Source organism: Chryseobacterium caseinilyticum (assembly GCF_014837145.1).
In the GTDB taxonomy this organism is placed as follows: Bacteria; Bacteroidota; Bacteroidia; order Flavobacteriales; family Weeksellaceae; genus Chryseobacterium; species Chryseobacterium caseinilyticum.
The window spans coordinates 1,046,868-1,066,294 of sequence record NZ_JACYFS010000001.1; the positions used below are offsets into that span (position 1 = coordinate 1,046,868).

General features: G+C 34.9%; 17 protein-coding genes. 4 read left to right on the plus strand and 13 right to left on the minus strand.

The window, feature by feature from the left end; translation table 11 throughout:
• The first annotated feature begins 76 nt into the window (after positions 1-76).
• Positions 77-2,263: a B12-binding domain-containing radical SAM protein gene (locus IC610_RS05035; RefSeq protein WP_191735507.1), complete on the plus strand. Its 2,187-nt coding sequence runs from the start codon at positions 77-79 to the stop codon at positions 2,261-2,263.
• A 229-nt stretch (positions 2,264-2,492) separates the two neighbouring features.
• Here IC610_RS05035 and IC610_RS05040 read toward each other — a convergent pair whose 3' ends face one another.
• From IC610_RS05040 to atpD, 3 genes are all read right to left on the minus strand, one after another.
• On the minus strand, positions 2,493-3,323 hold the full coding sequence (locus IC610_RS05040; protein ID WP_191735508.1) for a hypothetical protein: 831 nt from the start codon (positions 3,321-3,323) through the stop codon (positions 2,493-2,495).
• Between the two features lie 86 nt (positions 3,324-3,409).
• On the minus strand, positions 3,410-3,691 hold the full coding sequence (locus IC610_RS05045) for a FoF1 ATP synthase subunit delta/epsilon (protein ID WP_056082381.1): 282 nt from the start codon (positions 3,689-3,691) through the stop codon (positions 3,410-3,412).
• Between the two features lie 79 nt (positions 3,692-3,770).
• On the minus strand, positions 3,771-5,279 hold the full coding sequence (gene atpD / locus IC610_RS05050; protein ID WP_191735509.1) for a F0F1 ATP synthase subunit beta: 1,509 nt from the start codon (positions 5,277-5,279) through the stop codon (positions 3,771-3,773).
• 226 nt (positions 5,280-5,505) lie between these two features.
• Between atpD and IC610_RS05055 the strand changes: the two genes are divergently transcribed.
• Complete coding sequence (locus IC610_RS05055) at positions 5,506-6,426, plus strand: bifunctional riboflavin kinase/FAD synthetase (protein WP_191735510.1); 921 nt, start codon at positions 5,506-5,508, stop codon at positions 6,424-6,426.
• Between the two features lie 35 nt (positions 6,427-6,461).
• Here IC610_RS05055 and IC610_RS05060 read toward each other — a convergent pair whose 3' ends face one another.
• Positions 6,462-6,815 carry an MmcQ/YjbR family DNA-binding protein gene (locus IC610_RS05060; RefSeq protein WP_191735511.1) on the minus strand — a complete coding sequence of 118 codons (354 nt, stop codon included), beginning with the start codon at positions 6,813-6,815 and terminating at the stop codon, positions 6,462-6,464.
• Between the two features lie 302 nt (positions 6,816-7,117).
• On the opposite strand from IC610_RS05060, the gene IC610_RS05065 reads away from it, so the two are divergent.
• Positions 7,118-7,624: a DUF4920 domain-containing protein gene (locus IC610_RS05065; RefSeq protein WP_191735512.1), complete on the plus strand. Its 507-nt coding sequence runs from the start codon at positions 7,118-7,120 to the stop codon at positions 7,622-7,624.
• An 853-nt stretch (positions 7,625-8,477) separates the two neighbouring features.
• Here IC610_RS05065 and IC610_RS05070 read toward each other — a convergent pair.
• Positions 8,478-9,584, minus strand: coding sequence for a M14 family zinc carboxypeptidase (locus IC610_RS05070; RefSeq protein WP_191735513.1), 1,107 nt, complete (start codon positions 9,582-9,584; stop codon positions 8,478-8,480).
• Between the two features lie 850 nt (positions 9,585-10,434).
• On the opposite strand from IC610_RS05070, the gene IC610_RS05075 reads away from it, so the two are divergent.
• On the plus strand, positions 10,435-10,968 hold the full coding sequence (locus IC610_RS05075; protein ID WP_191735514.1) for a helix-turn-helix domain-containing protein: 534 nt from the start codon (positions 10,435-10,437) through the stop codon (positions 10,966-10,968).
• 77 nt (positions 10,969-11,045) lie between these two features.
• Here IC610_RS05075 and IC610_RS05080 read toward each other — a convergent pair whose 3' ends face one another.
• The 8 genes from IC610_RS05080 to IC610_RS05115 form a co-directional block, all read right to left on the minus strand.
• The gene (locus IC610_RS05080) at positions 11,046-12,212 is read right to left on the minus strand and encodes a proline dehydrogenase family protein (protein ID WP_191735515.1); all 1,167 of its coding nucleotides are present in this window, start codon (positions 12,210-12,212) and stop codon (positions 11,046-11,048) included.
• 63 nt (positions 12,213-12,275) lie between these two features.
• Positions 12,276-13,205: a UbiA family prenyltransferase gene (locus IC610_RS05085; RefSeq protein ID WP_191735516.1), complete on the minus strand. Its 930-nt coding sequence runs from the start codon at positions 13,203-13,205 to the stop codon at positions 12,276-12,278.
• Positions 13,206-13,218: 13 nt separating this feature from the next.
• Entirely contained in the window at positions 13,219-14,145 is a 927-nt protein-coding gene (locus IC610_RS05090) for a mevalonate kinase family protein (RefSeq protein ID WP_191735517.1), read from the minus strand.
• Between the two features lie 74 nt (positions 14,146-14,219).
• Positions 14,220-15,698, minus strand: coding sequence for an MFS transporter (locus tag IC610_RS05095; protein ID WP_191735518.1), 1,479 nt, complete (start codon positions 15,696-15,698; stop codon positions 14,220-14,222).
• A gap of 524 nt (positions 15,699-16,222) precedes the next feature.
• Positions 16,223-16,414, minus strand: coding sequence for a hypothetical protein (locus IC610_RS05100; RefSeq protein ID WP_191735519.1), 192 nt, complete (start codon positions 16,412-16,414; stop codon positions 16,223-16,225).
• Between the two features lie 6 nt (positions 16,415-16,420).
• Positions 16,421-17,599 carry an acetyl-CoA C-acyltransferase gene (locus tag IC610_RS05105; protein ID WP_191735520.1) on the minus strand — a complete coding sequence of 393 codons (1,179 nt, stop codon included), beginning with the start codon at positions 17,597-17,599 and terminating at the stop codon, positions 16,421-16,423.
• 168 nt (positions 17,600-17,767) lie between these two features.
• Positions 17,768-18,169: a hypothetical protein gene (locus IC610_RS05110; RefSeq protein WP_191735521.1), complete on the minus strand. Its 402-nt coding sequence runs from the start codon at positions 18,167-18,169 to the stop codon at positions 17,768-17,770.
• Between the two features lie 170 nt (positions 18,170-18,339).
• Positions 18,340-19,422 (minus strand): hypothetical protein, encoded by a 1,083-nt coding sequence (locus tag IC610_RS05115; protein ID WP_191735522.1) that lies wholly within the window; start codon positions 19,420-19,422, stop codon positions 18,340-18,342.
• Positions 19,423-19,427: the final 5 nt, after the last annotated feature.

Below are 19,427 nucleotides of genomic sequence, written 5' to 3' on the forward strand. Positions count from 1 at the left end.
TTTTATCTGAAATTTATTCTATCCAAATGGAATATGTTGGTTTCATTTTAAACCGTAAATTTGCAAAAAATTTTTGTTGAAAGATCTTCTGCTCATTACTCCGCCTTTTACGCAACTCAATACGCCCTATCCTGCTACAGCTTATATCAAAGGTTTTTTGAATACAAAAAATATCTCAAGCTTTCAGATCGATTTGGGAATTGAGGTAATTCTGCAGTTGTTTTCGCGAAAAGGTCTGCACAAAATTTTTTCAGAAAATATCAGTCTTCATTTAATTTCAGAAAATTCCCAACGGATTTTCAGTTTAAAAGATGAATACATCAAGACGGTCGATCAGGTGATTTCTTTCCTTCAGGGGAAAAATCCGACGCTGGCAAGACAGATCTGTTCGATGAATTTTTTGCCCGAAGCATCAAGGTTCAATCAGTTGGATGATATGGAATTTGCTTTCGGAAACATGGGTTTGCAGGACAAAGCCAAACATCTGTCTACATTATACTTAGAAGATTTATCTGATTTTATAGTTGAAGCTGTAGATTCGGATTTTGGTTTCAGCAGATATGCTGAAAGATTGGGTAAATCGGCAAATTCTTTTGATGAGTTATACTTGAAAATTACAGGAAACAAAACATTTATTGATGAAATAACTTTAGAAATTCTTGATGAAAAACTAAAGATTGTTCAGCCGAAACTTGTATGTTTTTCAGTTCCTTTTCCCGGAAATTTATATTCTGCTTTTCGCTGTGCGAAGTTGATCAAAGAAAAATATCCTCACATAAAAACTGCGATGGGTGGCGGTTTTCCGAATACGGAACTGAGGGAAATAAAAGACAAAAGAGTTTTTGAGTTTTTCGATTTCATCACTTTGGATGACGGCGAAGTTCCATTGGAATTGCTATGCGAAAATTTAGATAAAAGGGAAAATTTAGAATTTAAAAGAACTTTTTTACTTGAAAATGAAGAGGTTGTATATATAAATAATTCCAAAAGACACGATTACAAACAGGCAGATATCGGAACGCCGGATTATACTGATTTACAGTTAGATCAATATATTTCGGTAATTGAAATTGCGAATCCCATGCACAGTTTATGGAGTGACGGACGGTGGAATAAACTCACGATGGCGCATGGTTGCTACTGGGGCAAATGTACTTTCTGCGATATTTCTTTAGATTACATTAAAATTTACGAACCGATTTCAGCCAAAATTCTGGTTGACAGAATGGAAGAACTGATTGCTCAAACCGGCGAAACAGGATTTCATTTTGTGGATGAAGCCGCTCCACCAGCATTGATGCGGGAAGTTGCCCTCGAAATTCTGAGAAGAAATCTGGTTGTGACGTGGTGGACCAATATCCGTTTTGAAAAAAGTTTTACAAGAGATTTATGTTTTCTGCTGAAACTTTCTGGTTGTGTTGCTGTTTCCGGTGGACTGGAAGTGGCAAGTGACCGCTTGTTAAAATTGATCGACAAAGGAATTTCTGTAGAACAGGTTGCCAAAGTAACAAGAAATTTCACAGAAGCCGGAATTATGATTCATGCTTATCTGATGTACGGTTACCCGACTCAGACGGTTCAGGAAACAATTGATTCTCTGGAAATGGTTCGCCAGCTTTTTGAAATGGGAATTTTACAGAGCGGCTTCTGGCACCAGTTTGCAATGACTGCCCACTCGCCGGTCGGTTTAAATCCTGAAGAGTTTGGTGTGACGCCATTAAAACAGGAAATTGTATTTGCCAACAACGATATTGATTTTACAGACAGAACCGGAATCGATCACGGAAAATTCAGTTTTGGATTGAAAAAATCTCTTTTCAATTATATGCACGGAATCAATTTTGAAATTCCTCTGCAGGATTGGTTTGATTTTAAAATTCCAAGAACAACGGTTCATCCCGATTATATTCACGACTGTTTGCTGGAGGAAGATGATTTTACATTTAAACCCAATTCAAAAATACTGTTTTTAGCTAAAAATGTAATCGCTGAGAATCGTTTAAAAAAGAAAAAACAAACTGAATATCCGTATACGAAAATTACAGTCCATTTGAAAACAAATGTTGTAAGCATCGATCTGGAGCCTGGTCACGCAGAATGGCTGATGAAAATGATGAAGGAAAATTATGTAGATCAGTCTCAAAAAATTACGCTTCAGCAACTTAAAACTCAATTTGAAAATACTTCCGAAAATTTTGAGTTATTTTGGTTTTCAAAACCGATACAGCAGTTGAAAGAAAATGGTGTGATTTTGAGTCTTTAAAATTTAAGATTCAAGATTTGAGATTTGAGATTTGAGATTTAAAGATATTAAATGTATTTTCAATTCGGATCGACAGGATTAAATTATAAAAACATTCTGAGATTCCTGAGAATAACCTAAAGAAAAAATTCTGAAAAAATATTTTCAGAATTTTATTTTTTACAGAAGCGTAGCTATTTTATGACAAGAAAATAAACGACTACATTTTTTTTCAGAACGATGAAGAAATTTATTTTTTATCTTTTTCAATTCCATCTCTCACAACTTCACCAACAGTTACCTTTTCCTGAATTTTTATAAAGTTCGGATCCATGATTGCCATTCTTTCGGCAATGGCTTTGTAAGTCGGAAATTTCAGAATGGAAGCTCTGCCAGACATTTCCCTGTAGAGAGTGAATGTTTTGCCACCTGCACTTTTGAGTTGTTTTGTTGTGGTAATATATCTTCCGATGTACTTACTTTTAGCATCATAAATTTCAATATCTACAAATGTTTTATCTGAAATAGTCTCTTCAGAACCAAAACTTACGGGCAGATTTGTAAAATAACCTACTGGTTTTCCGTTGCTTAAAATTTCACCAACATTGTTTACGGTAATATTTAATCTGTCAACTTTCGATTTTATGGTGTAGGCATCTTTGGTCCGGTTATCAAATTTTCGTTTAGGAGAATTTGTGAAGATGGCATCCAGATTTTTAATATTGATTCCTCTGTTGTCGATGACTTTAAGTTCTTTGATGCAGGTAAAAACTGCAGATTTTTCTTCACCCGAAAATGCTGATGGAGAAACATAATCCATCTCAAGTGTTTTATCCTGATTGTAAATACGGTTGAGTTTGATGTAGCTGTCGCGCACAGAATCTGTTACGCTTTTGTCGACAAATTCTATGGTGTACATTGGAGTTTCCTTCAGATCCATGAATGTGTAAATTCCACTTTTGTAATTCACTTTGGCAACGTGAACACCATCAATCGTTACAATTCCTCTTTTGGTTTTGATAATCTGGCCATTAAAAATACTGCTGCAAACGGAAAATAAGATGACGAAAAATATTCTCATGAAGACAGTTTATGATTTGGTTGAATAAAAAAAAAGTGTAACAAAGTTACACTTTCCTTGAAAATATATTTAGCTTTTCAATTTAATTATTCGCAAAGAATGATTCCTTTGTTATGATTAAACTCTACAACACCGCTTTTGATCGGGAAAGAAAAAATAGAATCTTTATCATTTTCTTTGGTAAGGTTTTTAGCAAAAGCTTCGTCCACAGACTGTGTAAAAAGTTTTACTTTACCACCAACGAGTGAAGAAACAATCCCTGCGTGATTTTTCATAATATGAAATTCACCGTTTTTCCCGGGAAGCAAAACTGAGCTTACTTCTCCTTCAAAAACTACGTGTTCCGGTGTTAAAATTTTTATGATCATATAAACAAATTTGAAATTTGATGTTTGAAATTTGAAATTACCAGGAATCTCAAATTTCAAATCTCAAATTGTTATTATTTTAAGCGTTATCCGCCAACATTTTTTCTCCGGCTTCAATTGCCTCCTCGATAGTTCCTTTCAAGTTGAAAGCAGCTTCCGGTAAGTGATCCAATTCACCATCCATAATCATGTTGAATCCTTTGATGGTATCTTTAATATCTACCAAAGATCCAGGGATACCTGTAAACTGTTCAGCTACGTGGAAAGGCTGAGATAAGAATCTCTGAACTTTTCTTGCACGGTAAACCACTGATTTATCTTCTTCAGAAAGTTCTTCCATACCAAGAATTGCGATGATATCCTGAAGAGCTTTGTATCTCTGAAGAATTTCTTTTACTCTCTGAGCACAGTCATAATGTTCTGCACCAATGATTTCCGGAGCTAGGATTCTTGAAGTAGAAGCCAATGGATCTACCGCTGGATAAATACCTAATGAAGCAATTTTTCTGTCCAGTACTGTTGTTGCATCTAAGTGAGCAAACGTTGTAGCAGGAGCAGGGTCAGTTAAGTCATCCGCAGGTACGTAAACCGCCTGTACTGAAGTAATTGAACCGTTTTTAGTTGAAGTAATTCTTTCCTGCATCGCACCCATTTCAGATGCCAAAGTCGGTTGGTAACCTACCGCAGAAGGCATACGACCTAGAAGTGCAGATACTTCAGAACCAGCTTGTGTAAAACGGAAGATGTTATCAACAAAGAAAAGTACGTCTCTTCCCTGTCCTGTTTCACCACCGTCTCTGTAGTACTCAGCTAATGTAAGACCAGAAAGTGCTACTCTGGCTCTTGCTCCTGGCGGCTCATTCATCTGTCCGAATACGAAAGCAGCTTTAGATTCTTTCATTGCCTCAAGGTCAACTTTAGAAAGATCCCATCCACCGTTTTCCATAGAATGCATGAAGTCATCACCGTATTTAATAATACCTGATTCAAGCATTTCTCTCAAAAGGTCATTTCCTTCTCTCGTTCTTTCACCTACACCGGCAAAAACAGAAAGACCACCGTGTCCTTTTGCAATATTGTTAATCAACTCCTGAATCAATACAGTTTTACCAACACCTGCACCACCGAACAATCCGATTTTACCTCCCTTTGCGTAAGGCTCAACCAAGTCGATTACTTTAATACCTGTGAATAAAACTTCTGCAGAAGTTGAAAGCTGATCAAATTTCGGAGCTGGTCTGTGAATAGGAAGACCACCTTCTTTAGAAATATTCTGAAGCCCATCGATAGCGTCACCTACAACGTTGAAAAGTCTTCCGTTTACCGCATCACCGATTGGCATAGTAATAGGATTTCCGTATCCAATAACTTCCTGACCTCTTTTAAGACCATCGGTAGCATCCATAGCGATACATCTTACTGTATCTTCGCCAATGTGCTGCTCAACTTCCAATACTACTTTTTCACCGTTTTCTTTTGTAATTTCTAATGCATCATAAATGCTTGGTACTACTTCTACGTTTGAAAACACAACGTCGATTACCGGACCAATGATTTGAGAAATTTTACCTACTATTTGGTTTGCCATTGCTAAATTTTTTCTTGGTGCAAATATAACGATTCTTCATAAACACGCAATTGCTAAAAAAAAGATTTTTATCATACTTTTTTACTAATTTACCAATCTAACAATGGATCAGTTTACCAATAATTTTTCCCGAAAATATTTGAATTTACTGCATTAATATATTGTTACACTATTACATTGGTACATTGTTACATTATCTTTATATTTGCAGTCAAATTTTTTCAGGTTGAAAGTTTTCAAAAATTTTAGCGATTATCAGTCTCAGAAGCCTTTGGCGCTGTCTCTAGGAATGTTTGACGGGGTTCATTTGGGGCATAAAAGCATTATTGACGAACTCACTAAAACAGGTTCTGAGAAAAATCTTGATACCGCAATTCTTACTTTCTGGCCTCATCCGAGATTTGTTTTTAATCCCAATGAAGACTTAAAACTTCTCAATACATTGGAAGAGAAACAGGTTCTGATGGAAAAATATGGTGTAAACAATCTTTTTCTTAAGGAATTTGACGAAGAATTCAGAAATCTTACCGGAGAAGAATTTGTAAGACAGATTTTAGTTGAAAAACTCAACGTAAAATATCTGATCGTTGGCTACGACCACGTCTTCGGAAAAAATAAAAGCGGAAATTTTGAATTGCTGCAGAAACTTTCAAAAGAACTCGGCTTTGAGGTTGAACAGATGGAAGCCATCAACATTCATGAAAACAACATCAGCTCGACCAAAATAAGAAATGCCCTTCTGGCTGGAGATATAAGAGAGGCCAACGAAATGCTCGGTTACTCCTACTCTGTTTCCGGAACTGTGGTTCATGGGAAAAAATTAGGCAGAACCATTGGCTATCCTACCGCTAATATTGAAACCGCATCATTAAAGCTTTTGCCTAAAAAAGGGGCGTACATCGTAGAAGTTTTTGTGAAAAATCTGCAGTACAGAGGAATGCTGAGTGTGGGAACAAACCCAACGGTAAATGGAGAAAAATTAACAGTTGAAGTTTACATTCTTGACTTTGAGCGTGATATTTATGATGAAAAAATCACTGTGAAATTCAGAGATTTTCTTCATGAGGAAATTAAGTTTGAAGGGATTGAAAAGTTGGTAGAGAGATTGGATGAGGATAAAAGACTGACGGAGGCTTTTTCGTTTTAAATTTTCCCATTCTTTATCATACTAATCTGTAGTTACTACAAATTCTTAATCTCTTCCATCGCTTTTTTCGTCAGAGACTGAAATACCAGATCGTAAGAATGATCAATCAGTTTTAAAATCAAATCTTTTTTCAAACCGTCCAGAGAAACAGAATTCCAGTGCGTTTTGTTCATGTGATAAGCTCCCGTGATTTGCGGATGTTGTTCACGAAGCTCCTCACTCCATTCAGGATTGGTTTTCACAGCAATGCTGAGCGGTTGCTTATCAAGTGATATGAGCAGAAACATTTTGGTTCCTACTTTCATTACCAAAGTTTCCTGATCAAAAGGAAAATTTTCTGTAACGCCTTTTTTTGCTAAACAGTAATCTAAAACTTCGTTGGCATCCATTTTTTATTTTTGACGAATTTAATAAAAAGCCAATAATAATCACGACTGTACTGTACTTTAAATTTCTTGTCCCGAGAGTCTATTTAACTTCATCCAACTTAATTTCACAACCATTAAAGATTCTCATTTTGATGAAAATTAGTGAGCTTTAAATCTAGAAAAGCTCTGACAGAGACAATTTTGAAAATTTACCTTTAAATCTTTTCTGAATAAAATCAAAAACCTTACAGGAAAATGCATGATTTTTATTTAATTTTTATTTGCATTCATTATAATTAGTATTTTTGTAAAAATTATTTTATATGAAAATCAAATCTTTGATATTGGTATTTGCGGTGAGCGCATCAACTTTTGCTTTCGCACAGGAAACCAAAAAAGCAGGTCCACCGGAAGGAAACGCTATCGTAGGCGACACTTACGGATCAGCTGTTGCGGCCAAATCTGAATCTAAAGCAATAAATGTTGACAAGCTTGGAAAAAAGCTGAAAAAAGAAAAGAAAATTGAAAATGTTGCTGTAAAAGGTACGGTAACCGACGTTTGCCAGAAAAAAGGATGCTGGTTGACGATAAAGACTGACGATAATTCTGAGTTTTTTGTAAAAATGAAAGATTATGCGTTTTTCGTTCCTACAGCGTTGAAAGGTAAAAACGTTGTAATGGAAGGAACTGCAGAGGTGAAAACCATTTCAGTGGACGAACAGAAGCATTATGCTACTGATGCAAAAAAATCTCAGGCTGAAATTGATGCCATTACAAAAACAAAAGAAGAAATCAGGTTTGTAGCTACAGGAATCAAAGTTGTGAACTAATTTCTAAAAAATTTAAACGGAAATCGGCGAAGCTTCTTGCCTCGCCGATTTATTGATGATAATTATTCCATCTCATCTGCTCCTGATGATTCTGTATTAGTAGAAATCTTTTCGGAAAAAAAATAATAGAGCCCAACAAATTGTTGGGTTTTTTTAGTATTTAAAAATGTATATAAATTTTTAAATAAATACGTAAAAACTAATTTGAATAATTTTGACAGTACAGCTCTGTGGAAGGTTCGTTACATCTGTTATTATCAAGATATTGACAATCGCCTTTATTTATTTCATATAAATATTTGCTCTAACTTTAGTTTTATTCCTCCTTTCTTGATAAATAATTGTACTTATTAAATATCTTAAAATAGTTATAAATGTAAATTGGAAAAAAAGCTATGAAAATAGAAAATAGAGTAATTTTTTTATCTAGTTTAGAGTAGTCTTCAAATAAACAAATATCAATTATATAAAATACATATATCATTATAGGAACAAGAATGCTGACAAGTTTATTTCTTTTCGAATAGAAAATAATTGTTGATATTGTATATAATATCGCAAATAAAACAAAATTAATTAAATAGTACATTATCCCCCCATGCCCACGTCCATGTTCATTTAAATGAAAAATTTGATTTTCAAAATAGTCTGTTGATAAGTGAAGAAGAATTGTTCCTGTTAAAAAATCTAATATTACATTAATCAACACATTTTTTCTAAATAAATATTTATAACAAACAATAAAACAAAACAATAAGATTAAAATGATTGGTTGTGAAAAATGTAATATCATAAATTTATTTTAAAATTGTTATTTGAAAAGCTTCTGTTCTGAAAAACCCTTTTTTATTTTTTATTCAAATGAAAATTTTACAGTCTCATCCAGTTTCGGGTATTTGGTTTCTGAAATAAACTTTTTCCCTCTACAGTCGATTTCTTTCCAACCCTTTTTATTTTTCACATCACCTACTGCAATAACATAAGGTACAAATGTGATTTCTTCGCTTCCCTCTTCGTAAAGTTCCCTGTACTGAACTGCAATATCCAAAATGCAGTCGTGATCAGTATTCAGCTTTACATTTCTGTAAATAATGTCATAATGCGTTTCTTTATTTTCAGGAATATTAAAATAAGTTTCCCAACCTTCAGTTCCACCTTTCAGTTTTGCTATTGAATTTAAGGCGTAATACAGAGCGATTGTGTAATACTTTCTTGTCTCTTTTCTCAGATAGTCATCCTGAAAATGTCCGCCTTCAAAAAGTATCGTAGGCAAACCTGCTTTTATGAAATTATCGCCGGTGGACGTAGGATAAAACTCGTCAGAATACCGACCAATATGATTAGGAATCAGCTTTTGCAGTTCACTGTTGACTTCAGCGATAACAGCCATGCATTTTTTCCTGTTCTCTGTAATTTTCCTGTCTGCGTCTTCTGACGGTGAGAGAAATGACAGCGTAGCGGGATGTATGCCGTCGGTTGTAAAAATCGTACGTTGCTCATGAAGATTGAGCGCGTAGTCATAATTCCCTGCTTCAATCTTTTTTTTCAGAAACTTCAGTTCCGCCGTCTGATTGGCGTGGAAATCCCGGTTGAGATCGAGCTCCTGGGCATTAAGGCGGATCCATTTATCAGATCCGTCAGGATTCAGCATAAAAATAAAATCAAGCGTAATCTGGCTCATAAGATTATTCTTCAGATCATCCTCATTTTCGAGGCTGTAAAGCAAATCGATCATTGCGTGGGTGGCATTAGACTCGTTTCCGTGCATCTGAGACCAGGCAATAACTTTTACAGAACCAGTTCCGATAGTCAGACAGTAAATTGGTTGATTATAAAACGATCTTCCAATCTCTGTAATCAAATCGCTGTAGCTGCTCTGCAGGAAGGAAAATAATTTTTGAGGAGAAATATAGCGGTTAGGGAAGTCAGGTTTAGGTTTGTAACAATCTTCGAATTTCATTCTAATAACAATTTACATCGTTCAAAAATACTACAATTTAAGTTAATTTTAAAATTTACATTTGTTACATAGTTAAACAATGTAAATTGTCAGATTGTCTGTGGATAAAATTGTTAATTAAGAATAATTTAATTAAATAAGTGTAATTATATGTGAATCAAATATTTATAAAATCTAATTGAAGCTTTAATTATCATTTACTTTAAGTATGAAATATCCACAAAATGCACATTAGAGCGTAAAAAACCTAAACATGTATATTGTGGATTACCAACTAAAGATTCTTTTTGTTACAGAAGTAAACTACTGAAAATATTGTTTATAACTTTTAAAATCATCAGAAAATAATGCTTGAAATAATCTAGCTAAAATAATTGGTGGAATTACAAGATAATGTAGACTGTGTAAAGCTTAACATATGTTAAAACTCCTTACAGAAAGTGGATACGGATCAATTAAGTCTTTATTAATGTAATTAGAAACGTTTTAAAAGCATTTTAAGGACGTTTCAGCCCGTCTCCTACTCTACGATGAGTTGACGGACGAAAAAACCAGTGATAGAAGTAGTTTATAGCGAATACAGAACAAATACACCCGTTGAAAGGTCTGAGAATTTTCATTTAAATAATTTACTTCATCTGTTACTTTAAGATCATTAACCTGCCAAATTTATGTGGATTAATATTGGAATGTATCTATGTAAAATATTTTGCAATATGTAATTTACTGTAAATTAACAATTTAACATATTTACTTTTGTATATCATCTGTATTATACTTGTTTACATTTGTATTTGTTTGATGTAAACTAATTATTTACATTTGTAATAGGTAATTTTACACATGTTTTATGAGTTTAAATGAAAGAATTTCGAGAGTTATAGAATATTCCGGTTTTACTCCGTCAGAATTTGCTGATGAAGTTGATGTGCAGCGTTCATCAATTTCTCATGTGACATCAGGTAGGAATAAACCTTCTTTAGAATTTATCATTAAAATAAAATCAAGGTTTCCTGAAATCTTGTGGGATTGGCTGGTTAATGGTGATGGTGAAATGCTAAAATCTGAACTCCCAAGTGAGGAAGAGATTGTTGAAGAGAAAACAAAGCCTACTTCACTCCCAGATCTTTTTACATTAATTACTGATGAGGAAGAGGAAGAAATTGAGGAAGAAGAAATAATTGAAAAAACGTCTCCACAGGAAAGCCCTTCAGAATCGTTTAAAACTTACGGGAGTAAAGCCAACGAAAAAATTTCCGATTCTCAGCGATTAGAGAAATCTACCAAAGAAATTGTGAGTCAAGTTATTGAAAACCAATCCAATAAGATAAAACGTATAGTTCTGTTCTACGAAAACGGAAAATTTGAAAGTTTTGAGCCTTAAAATATAATTTTACTCAATTGTATAGAAATGAAAAAAGCTCAGCCATGATGACCGAGCTTTATATATTTAGTAGAAAACTATTTGTTTCTTCTGTCGAGTTCTTTTTTAATTAAACCCAACTCTCTACCGGTTTGTCCGGCAACAGAAGTATTCTCTCTCGCTCTTCTGGTAAGATACGGAACAACATCTTTCACAGGTCCGTAAGGAAGGTATTTTGCAGCATTATAACCTTTAGCTGACAGGTAGAATGTAATGTTATCGCTCATGCCGTAAAGTTGTCCGAAATAGATATTAGGGTGGTTGTTTGGCAGACCCGCTGCTTTCATTTTATCCATCACCAGTTCAGAAGAAACCTCATTGTGGGTGCCAAAAAATGCGGAAACTTTATCTAAATTCTGCATTACAAAATCGATTCCCGCGTTATAATTTTTATCCGAAGCTTCTTTCGTTGGCTGGATTGGATCGGCATACCCTTTTTCGGTTGCTCTCGCCCTTTCTTTTTCCATATAAGCACCGCGAACGATCTTGTATCCGATGAAATAGTTCTTTTCTTTTGCACGCTGAAGATGCTGCTGCATGTACTCAAGACGGCCGGTTCTGTACATCTGTATCGTGTTCCAGACGATTGGTTTTTCCTGATTGTATTTTTCCATCATCTCTTCGCAAAGATGATCTGCCGCATCCTGCATCCAGGTTTCTTCGGCATCAACCATTACTTTTTTGCTGTGCTCATGGCAGAGTTTACATACTTCATCAAATCTTTTCACCACTCGCGCCCATTCTTCTTTCTGACTTGAAGTCAATTCAGAACCATTTCCAACAGCCTCATACAGATCAATTCTTCCGAATGCCGTTGGTTTAAAAACGATAAAAGGAATGGCCGGATTGCCTACAGAAAATTTAATAATATCTTTAATTTCCTGACAGACAGAGTCGAAAGTTTCTTCATCTTCCTTACCCTCAATTGAATAATCGAAAATACTTCCAACACCTCTTTTGAAAAGCTGTTTCACTGCTTTCATACTCTCCTCGCGCGTTTCGCCACCGCAGAACTGCTCAAAAAGTGTCGTCTTAACAATACTTTTTACGAACGGAAAATTGTTGTGAACGGTAAAGTTAAGAACGGAAGTTCCAAGACTTGTAAGTGCAGGCTGCTCAATCATTTTGAACATCCAGTACGCTTTTCTTAACTGCGCATCGCTTTTGTCGGCAAATGCAACTTTAGTGTCGTTAAAAATGGACATTATTTAAGTTAGATTAGATTTTTGCAAATGTAAACAAATCATTAATGCTGATAAAACTAAATTTCAGATTTTACCATAAATACCATTCAGCAACATTGAAATAATGCCGATGAACACCCAAAAACGCAAAATATTAAGGGTTATAAATTTGTTTCTTCTCGTAGAATTGATCAGTAAAAAAATGCAGGTAATAAAAACAAACAAACCTGCGGCAAAATAATATGCCATAAAGCCTGTAAGTCCACTTTTATCAACGATTTTACCTGAAACGAGCATAGTGATGACAATAAGAGAAATGATGATTGTGATTGTCGTTTTCTTTGAGAAAAAGTTTGGAATTGTGATGTACCCAAAAACATCATCCACTTTTCGCGTCAGTGTATCTTTCACAATATCGATGATGAGAAGAATTAAAAACAAAAAGATGGCCATAAGCAGTACTTTTCTGGAAAATGTCTGGTAATATACCATCATTCCAAAGAAAGGATAAAGTGTCAACGCTACAAAAGTGAGGTTGTTGACAATTAAAATTCTGCTCAATTTATGGCTGTAATACCACATGACAAACTGATAAAATATGAAAAACAACAAAACTCTATAAGAAATAAAAGTGGCGATTCCCAAGGAAATAATCGAAAGAAAAAGATAGATGTAAAGAAAATACTTTTGTTTAAGAAAGCTCTGAATCCTGCTCCTGAAAGGCTTTACGACATGATCTTTCTCAACATCGTAAAACTGGTTAATAATTCCGCCTGCTAAAATGGTGAGAACTGTGCAGAAAATTATACCGTGAACTTTAAAATCGAATACAAAACTGCTGAAATTTTCATCCTGATTAAAAAGGAAAAATGTGGAAACGTAAAGTGCAAAAGTGAGCAGAATGGCGACAAAAAAACGCGCTCCCAAAAGAAAACCCACAAACTGCGAAAGTCTGTAAAATAAAGATTTTACCGGAGGATTTAATGGTATTGGATTACTTTTTTCAGAACTCATTCCTGAAAAAATTTTAGAATCTGTAAATCACTTCTTTATCGAAACCATCAAGCATTTTTTCTGCTTTTTCGTAGTCTTTTGTAAAGCCTAAAATGTACCCACCGCCTCCGCTTCCGCAAAGCTTCAGATAGTAGGCATTAGAATCCAGACCTTTTTTCCAAATGTTGAAAATACTTTCCGGAATCATCGGACGGAAATGTTCGTAAGCCCAGTGAGAAAGCTTTTTAAGGTTTCTGAAGAATGGATTCATATCTTTTTTAAGGAAAGAATCGATGCAGGCATTGTTGTATCTGATAAATTCTTCTTTCAAAGTTTTACGGAAACCTTCGGTCTTCATTTTTTCAAAGAAAATCTGAATCATCGGTCCGGTTTCGCCTGTTATTCCTGAATCAATTAAAAATATTGCACCTTTTCCTTCTTCACCTTTAGGGATGGCAACTTTGCCTAGATTCTCTTTATTTTCGATGAGAATTGGAAGGTTCATGTAGCAGATCAGAGGATCCATACCTGAACTTTTTCCGTGGAAATAGCTTTCCATTTCACCGAAAACGGCTTTGATATTTTTCAGATCATCTTTAGAAATGCTGTCAGGATTGTGTTTTGTGAAACAGTATTTTTCAAAAATAGCTGCAACAAGAGCTCCAGAGCTTCCCACACCGTAACCCTGAGGAATATTAGAATCAAAGAAAAGTCCGTTAGAAATGTCTTCTTTGAAACGGTTAATATCAAGTTTGAATTGCTCAGGAAGCGCTAAATTATGAAGATAATCAGCGTATTTATTTAAATGAAAATTTGATTTTTTTTCCGATTCAGAATCTGAATCGGAAAACTTCAATGTCCCTTTATAAAAGCTGTAAGGAACTACAAGACCCTGTGAATCTTCTATCATTCCGTACTCTCCGAAAAGGATAATTTTAGCGTAAAATAAAGGGTTCGTCATTTTGTGTTAAAATGTTTCTGCAAAGTTAATCTATTCTGCCGAATATTTAACAAATTTTAAGCCATTTAAAATGCTTATATCTTGGTTTTTAAGAATCTGATCAGAACTGCACCTGTTGCGAAAAATGCCGACATTGAGATAAACGCATACTGCATATTGTGAAACTTCTGAATAAATACACTGAAGATAAGCATTCCGCAGATGATTGCTAATTTTTCCAATACGTCGTAGAAGCTGAAATACGTTGTATTTTCCATTGAATTTTCAGGTAAAAGTTTTGAGTAAGTCGATCTTGACATTGCCTGAAGACCGCCCATTACCAAACCGATTAAGCCTGCCAATCCGTAGAACTGAAGCTGCACATTCGGATTTTCTCTGTTTAAAGAATAGGCAGAAAGACAGCAGGCAATCCAGATGATAACTGCAATTGTGATTACATTTTTGTTTCCGATCTTTTTTGATAATCTTGAAAATAAAAATGCACCGAAAATCGCAATAATCTGAATCACTAAAATTGTGATAATTAATTTGTACTTATCTGCTTCTTTCGGGAAAATCACCGTACTTCCGAAAGGAACAGCCATTAGAAAAATGGTCTGCATTCCAACACTGTAGAAGAAGAAACTTGAAAGGAAAAACTTCAGAGCCTTGTCGGAGAAAAGCTTATTTCCCACTCTGAATAATTCTCTGAAGCTCTCTTTGGCAATGTCTTTATAAAAGCTGATATTATCTTTTAAAACCTCAAAAAATCCACCCTGTTCTTCATGTCTTTTGAATATGTTTTTATAATTTAAAAGTACCAGATCTTTTGGTAATTTATCTTTCACATCCCCAAACTGTGGTAAATGTTTGAAAGTATACTGTGAAAAACCAAACCACCATGCGCCTGTAAGTAGGAAGCTGACTCTGATGTAAATTTTAGCCTGCTCCGGCCCTTTCGCAACCACCTGAATTAAAACCAAACAGATAATCAGTAATACTACAGAGCCGATGTAACCGTAAATGTAGCCTTTTGCGGAAAGTGAATCCTGCTTGTCCGGCGTCGCAATATCCGGCAAAAATGAATTGTAGAATACCAAACTTCCCCAGAAGCCGACACTTGCTGTTATACTGAAAAGCAGTCCCAGAAAGAAATTATCCATACCGGTAAACATTGCCAGTCCCATACATGAGGTTGCACCCAGATAACAGAAAAACTGCAGGAAAGATTTTTTATTTCCAATTGTATCTGCCAATGAAGATAAAAACGGCGATAAAATTACAACCAGGAAGAACGAAATTGCGTATGAAAAACTTAAAACCGCTTCAGGTTCATAACCTTCACCGAAAATTTTAATCATGTGACGCACTGGAATTTCCTGCACCTCGCCGGCTTCTGCTACAAACTCTTTTTTGTTGTATGCAGTCGTTAAAATCGTATAATAAATCGGAAAAATTGCAGAAGTAATTACCAGCGAATAAACAGAGTTTGCCCAGTCGTAGACAGCCCAGGCTTTCATAATCTTCGGGTTATTCTTTATATTTTGAGTCGGTTGAATTTCAGTTTCAGACATTTTCAAACTAATTAGTTGCACAAAAATAGAAAAACCGCTGAACATTCGGAGGTTTTTATTTTTTTAAGGCTAAATTTTATTGATTTGTTAAAGTTAAGCTGGATTGAGAGATGACATCATTAATAAAGGTTTCGCTCCTGTAGGGCTTCGCATCGTTAATTTTTCTTGTTTGCCACAAAGGTTTTGCTTCGCCGGAGCATTTGGATTTTTTTAACAATCTAATATGTACATCCATTTTAGTTCAGGCTGTTTCAATTTGGGAAAGTTCAAACTATATTGGGTTCTCGTTTTCCCAAATTGGGAAACCAACCCTGCAATTAGATTCAAACTGTCCCAGGTTGGGACGGCAAGAAATTATTTTGGTTTAAACTTTCCTAAAATGGGATGGTGTGCTACTAATCAGTTTATTAAAATCCCAAACTTTCAGATCTAAAAATTAAAGAAAATGTTCATTTAAAAATAAAAAAACCAAAAACACGGATGCTTTTGGTTTTTATATGATGATTGAATTTAATTTGAAATTCTTAAGTTTTTCTACTGATCAATATTTGGACTATCAATACTAAAATTCCTACAACCTGAACGATTGTACCAATTGTCAGACCTATATTTCCGTTGAAAGGCCCCAAAGTGAAGTGAGTGATTTTCAGCCATGCACCTACAACAGTAATTAAAAATCCGATCAGAAAAATAACAATTCCCAGTTTAAATTTCATACAAGCTTATATATTTTCAATAACGACTGCAGAAGCACCGCCACCACCGTTACAGATTGCTGCAGCACCGTATTTACCGTTGTTTTGCTTTAAAACGTTTATCAAAGTAACGATAATTCTTGAACCTGAACTTCCAAGTGGATGGCCCAAAGCAACTGCCCCGCCATTCACGTTAACTTTTGCAGCATCTAATCCTAAGATTTTGCTATTTGCCAAACCAACAACAGAAAACGCTTCGTTGAATTCAAAAAAGTCGATATCTGAAATTTCTAAACCAGCTTTTTTAAGAGCAATTGGTAAAGCTTTTGAAGGGGCGACAGTAAAGTTTTCAGGCTCGATAGCGGCATCTGCGTAAGAAATGATTTTTGCCAAAGGTTTCAATCCTAATTCTTCCATTTTCTCTTTAGAAACAAGAATTAATGCAGAAGCACCGTCGTTTAAAGTTGATGCGTTGGCTGCTGTAACGGTTCCTTCTTCTTTTTTGAAAACTGTTGGAAGCGTAGGCATTCTGTCGAAATTTACAGCTTTATATTCTTCATCTTCAGCGAAAATTACCGGATCTCCTTTTCTTTGAGGAATGGATACAGGAACAACTTCTTCCGCGAATTTCCCTTCGCTCCAAGCTTTTGCAGATCTTTTATATGATTCGACAGCGAAATTATCCTGATCTTCTCTTGAGAAACTGTAATCTGTTGCACATTTTTCAGCGCAAACACCCATGTGAACTTTGTTGTAAACATCTGTAAGTCCGTCTAGAACCATTCCGTCCTGCATTTTTACGTCACCTAATTTTGTAGCGTTTCTTGCATTATAATAGTGAGGAACCATGGACATATTTTCCATACCACCTGCAACAATAACGTCCGCATCACCCGCTTTGATAGCCTGTGCAGCCATCGTCACAGCCTTCATTCCTGAAGCACAAACTTTGTTAATTGTCGTAGAAGGTGTTTCGTTTGAAAGTCCAGCTCCTAACGCAACCTGTCTTGCCGGAGCCTGACCCTCACCTGCCTGAAGAACGTTCCCCATGTAGATTTCCTGAACGTTTTTCGGGTCAAGATCAATTTTATATAATGCTCCTTTTACTGCTGCAGCTCCCAGTTTTGTAGCCGGAACTGTTGAAAGGCTTCCCATAAAACTTCCCATTGGAGTTCTTACTGCGGAAACGATGAATACTTCTTTCATATGTAAATTTTTATTGTTTTTTAAAGGTCATATGCAATCGCCATCACTTATCTTAAGTGTTTTTTGGATTGTAAAATATGGCGATTTCATATTTTTTTTAATTTTTAATTTTTAATTTTTTCTAAACCAAGTGATAATAATTTCCTGAAAACTTAATGTTTTGATCCCTTACACTTGGCTCTTTTCACTTTTTACCTGGCTCTTCACAAAAAGCATAATTAATGCTCCTAAAAACTCAACTGCCCATCCCCACTGTAGTTTCACAGTTCCAGCTAAGGCTTTTGTCCAGGATTTAAAAGGAAGAAAACTGAAATAGCTGGAGGCCTGATATTTTACGGCAAACAGAGTGAATACAAATAGAATCAACAGAAAAACTGCAAAAGTATTGACGAGCTTTCCTCTGTTATTTACAACCCCGAAAAGTGCACAGGTACAGAATATCCAGCAGAAAATTGCCAGAAAATGGTCGAGCTGCCAATAGTTCCAGTTTCCGATGATCGGAACGTGTACGAGAGGAAGAAAGCTTCCTACAACCACCAAAATCAATCCTAAAAGCTGTAAATTTTTCATTAATAATTTTAAGATATATCATTAATCTCAGAATGCCAAAGTACAAAAAAAAACATACTTTTTGTAAGTATGTTTTAAAATCAAATAATTCAAAATGAAGATATTGTTTAAATAAAATTAGATGTTTAAAATTATCAATTATTTAATATTAATTTAAAAATTTTATCAATTTAAAAATTAACACTCAACAATTCCAAACCAATCTGAAGACCATATTTGCTTGTTAGCAATGCGTCATTATTAAAAGTTGGGGTAAAATCTTTCTGAATATACAATCCCACACCACCATAACCAATTCCAAATTTACCTCCGACCAGAAAATTATTTACACCATTTGCCACAGTTTCCCTTTCCACAATTCTTTTTGAATATTCAGTTGAGAATTTGTTATAAATAACGCTTGTGGCTTTCACACCGCCATATAATCCTGCTAGAACGTAGAATTGCGTCTGTCTGTTATCCACATATTTCACATTTTCATGCTCTACATATTTAGGATTAAGAACCCATTTCAATTCTAACGGAACCAAGATGTAAGAATTGTTTAAGCTGGTTCTTTTAACCGTCCCTCTCGAAAAATCCTGTACAAAAAGATTTTTATCATCCTGCGCAAAAACTTTACCATATTTTGGAGTAAAATAATCTGTTCTTGAGCCAATTCCTACACGATAAAATACCGGACTTCTGAAGCCTCCCAATTGATTTTCATATCTGACAGAAAAATTAATAGAATTATATACGGTATTTTTAACATCAGAATCTTTGCTGTAAAATCTGAAAGGCTCTTTTTTAGTAGTCAAATTGACACCTACAAAACTTACAGAAAGCTTCACAGAATGCAGATAATCTTTGGGAAGCAACACTCTTTTTCCGCTGAATTGAATCTTTCCACTAAAAGGCTCAAAAGATAATCTGTACTTTCCATCAGGATTTAAAACTGCATTTCTAACTAACTCCTGCGTTGCACTTTCCAGTTCAGATTTCTCGTTTTCGATCTTGTCGTTAATGATTTGCTCATACTTTTGGGCAATTTCTTTTCTTCGTTTTAATCGTTCTTCAGTTACGGCAACTTTGTTTCCTTTTAAATTTTCATTTACTTTATCTAATTCGATATTCATATTAGATTTTTCGGCCAAGATAATGCTGTCAACTTTTTTTGTGTAATAATGCATTTGGGTATGCACATTCTGATTCTGAGAGAAGGCAAAAGCAGAAAGACAAACCGTTGCAATTAAGGTAATTTTTGTTTTCATAAAAG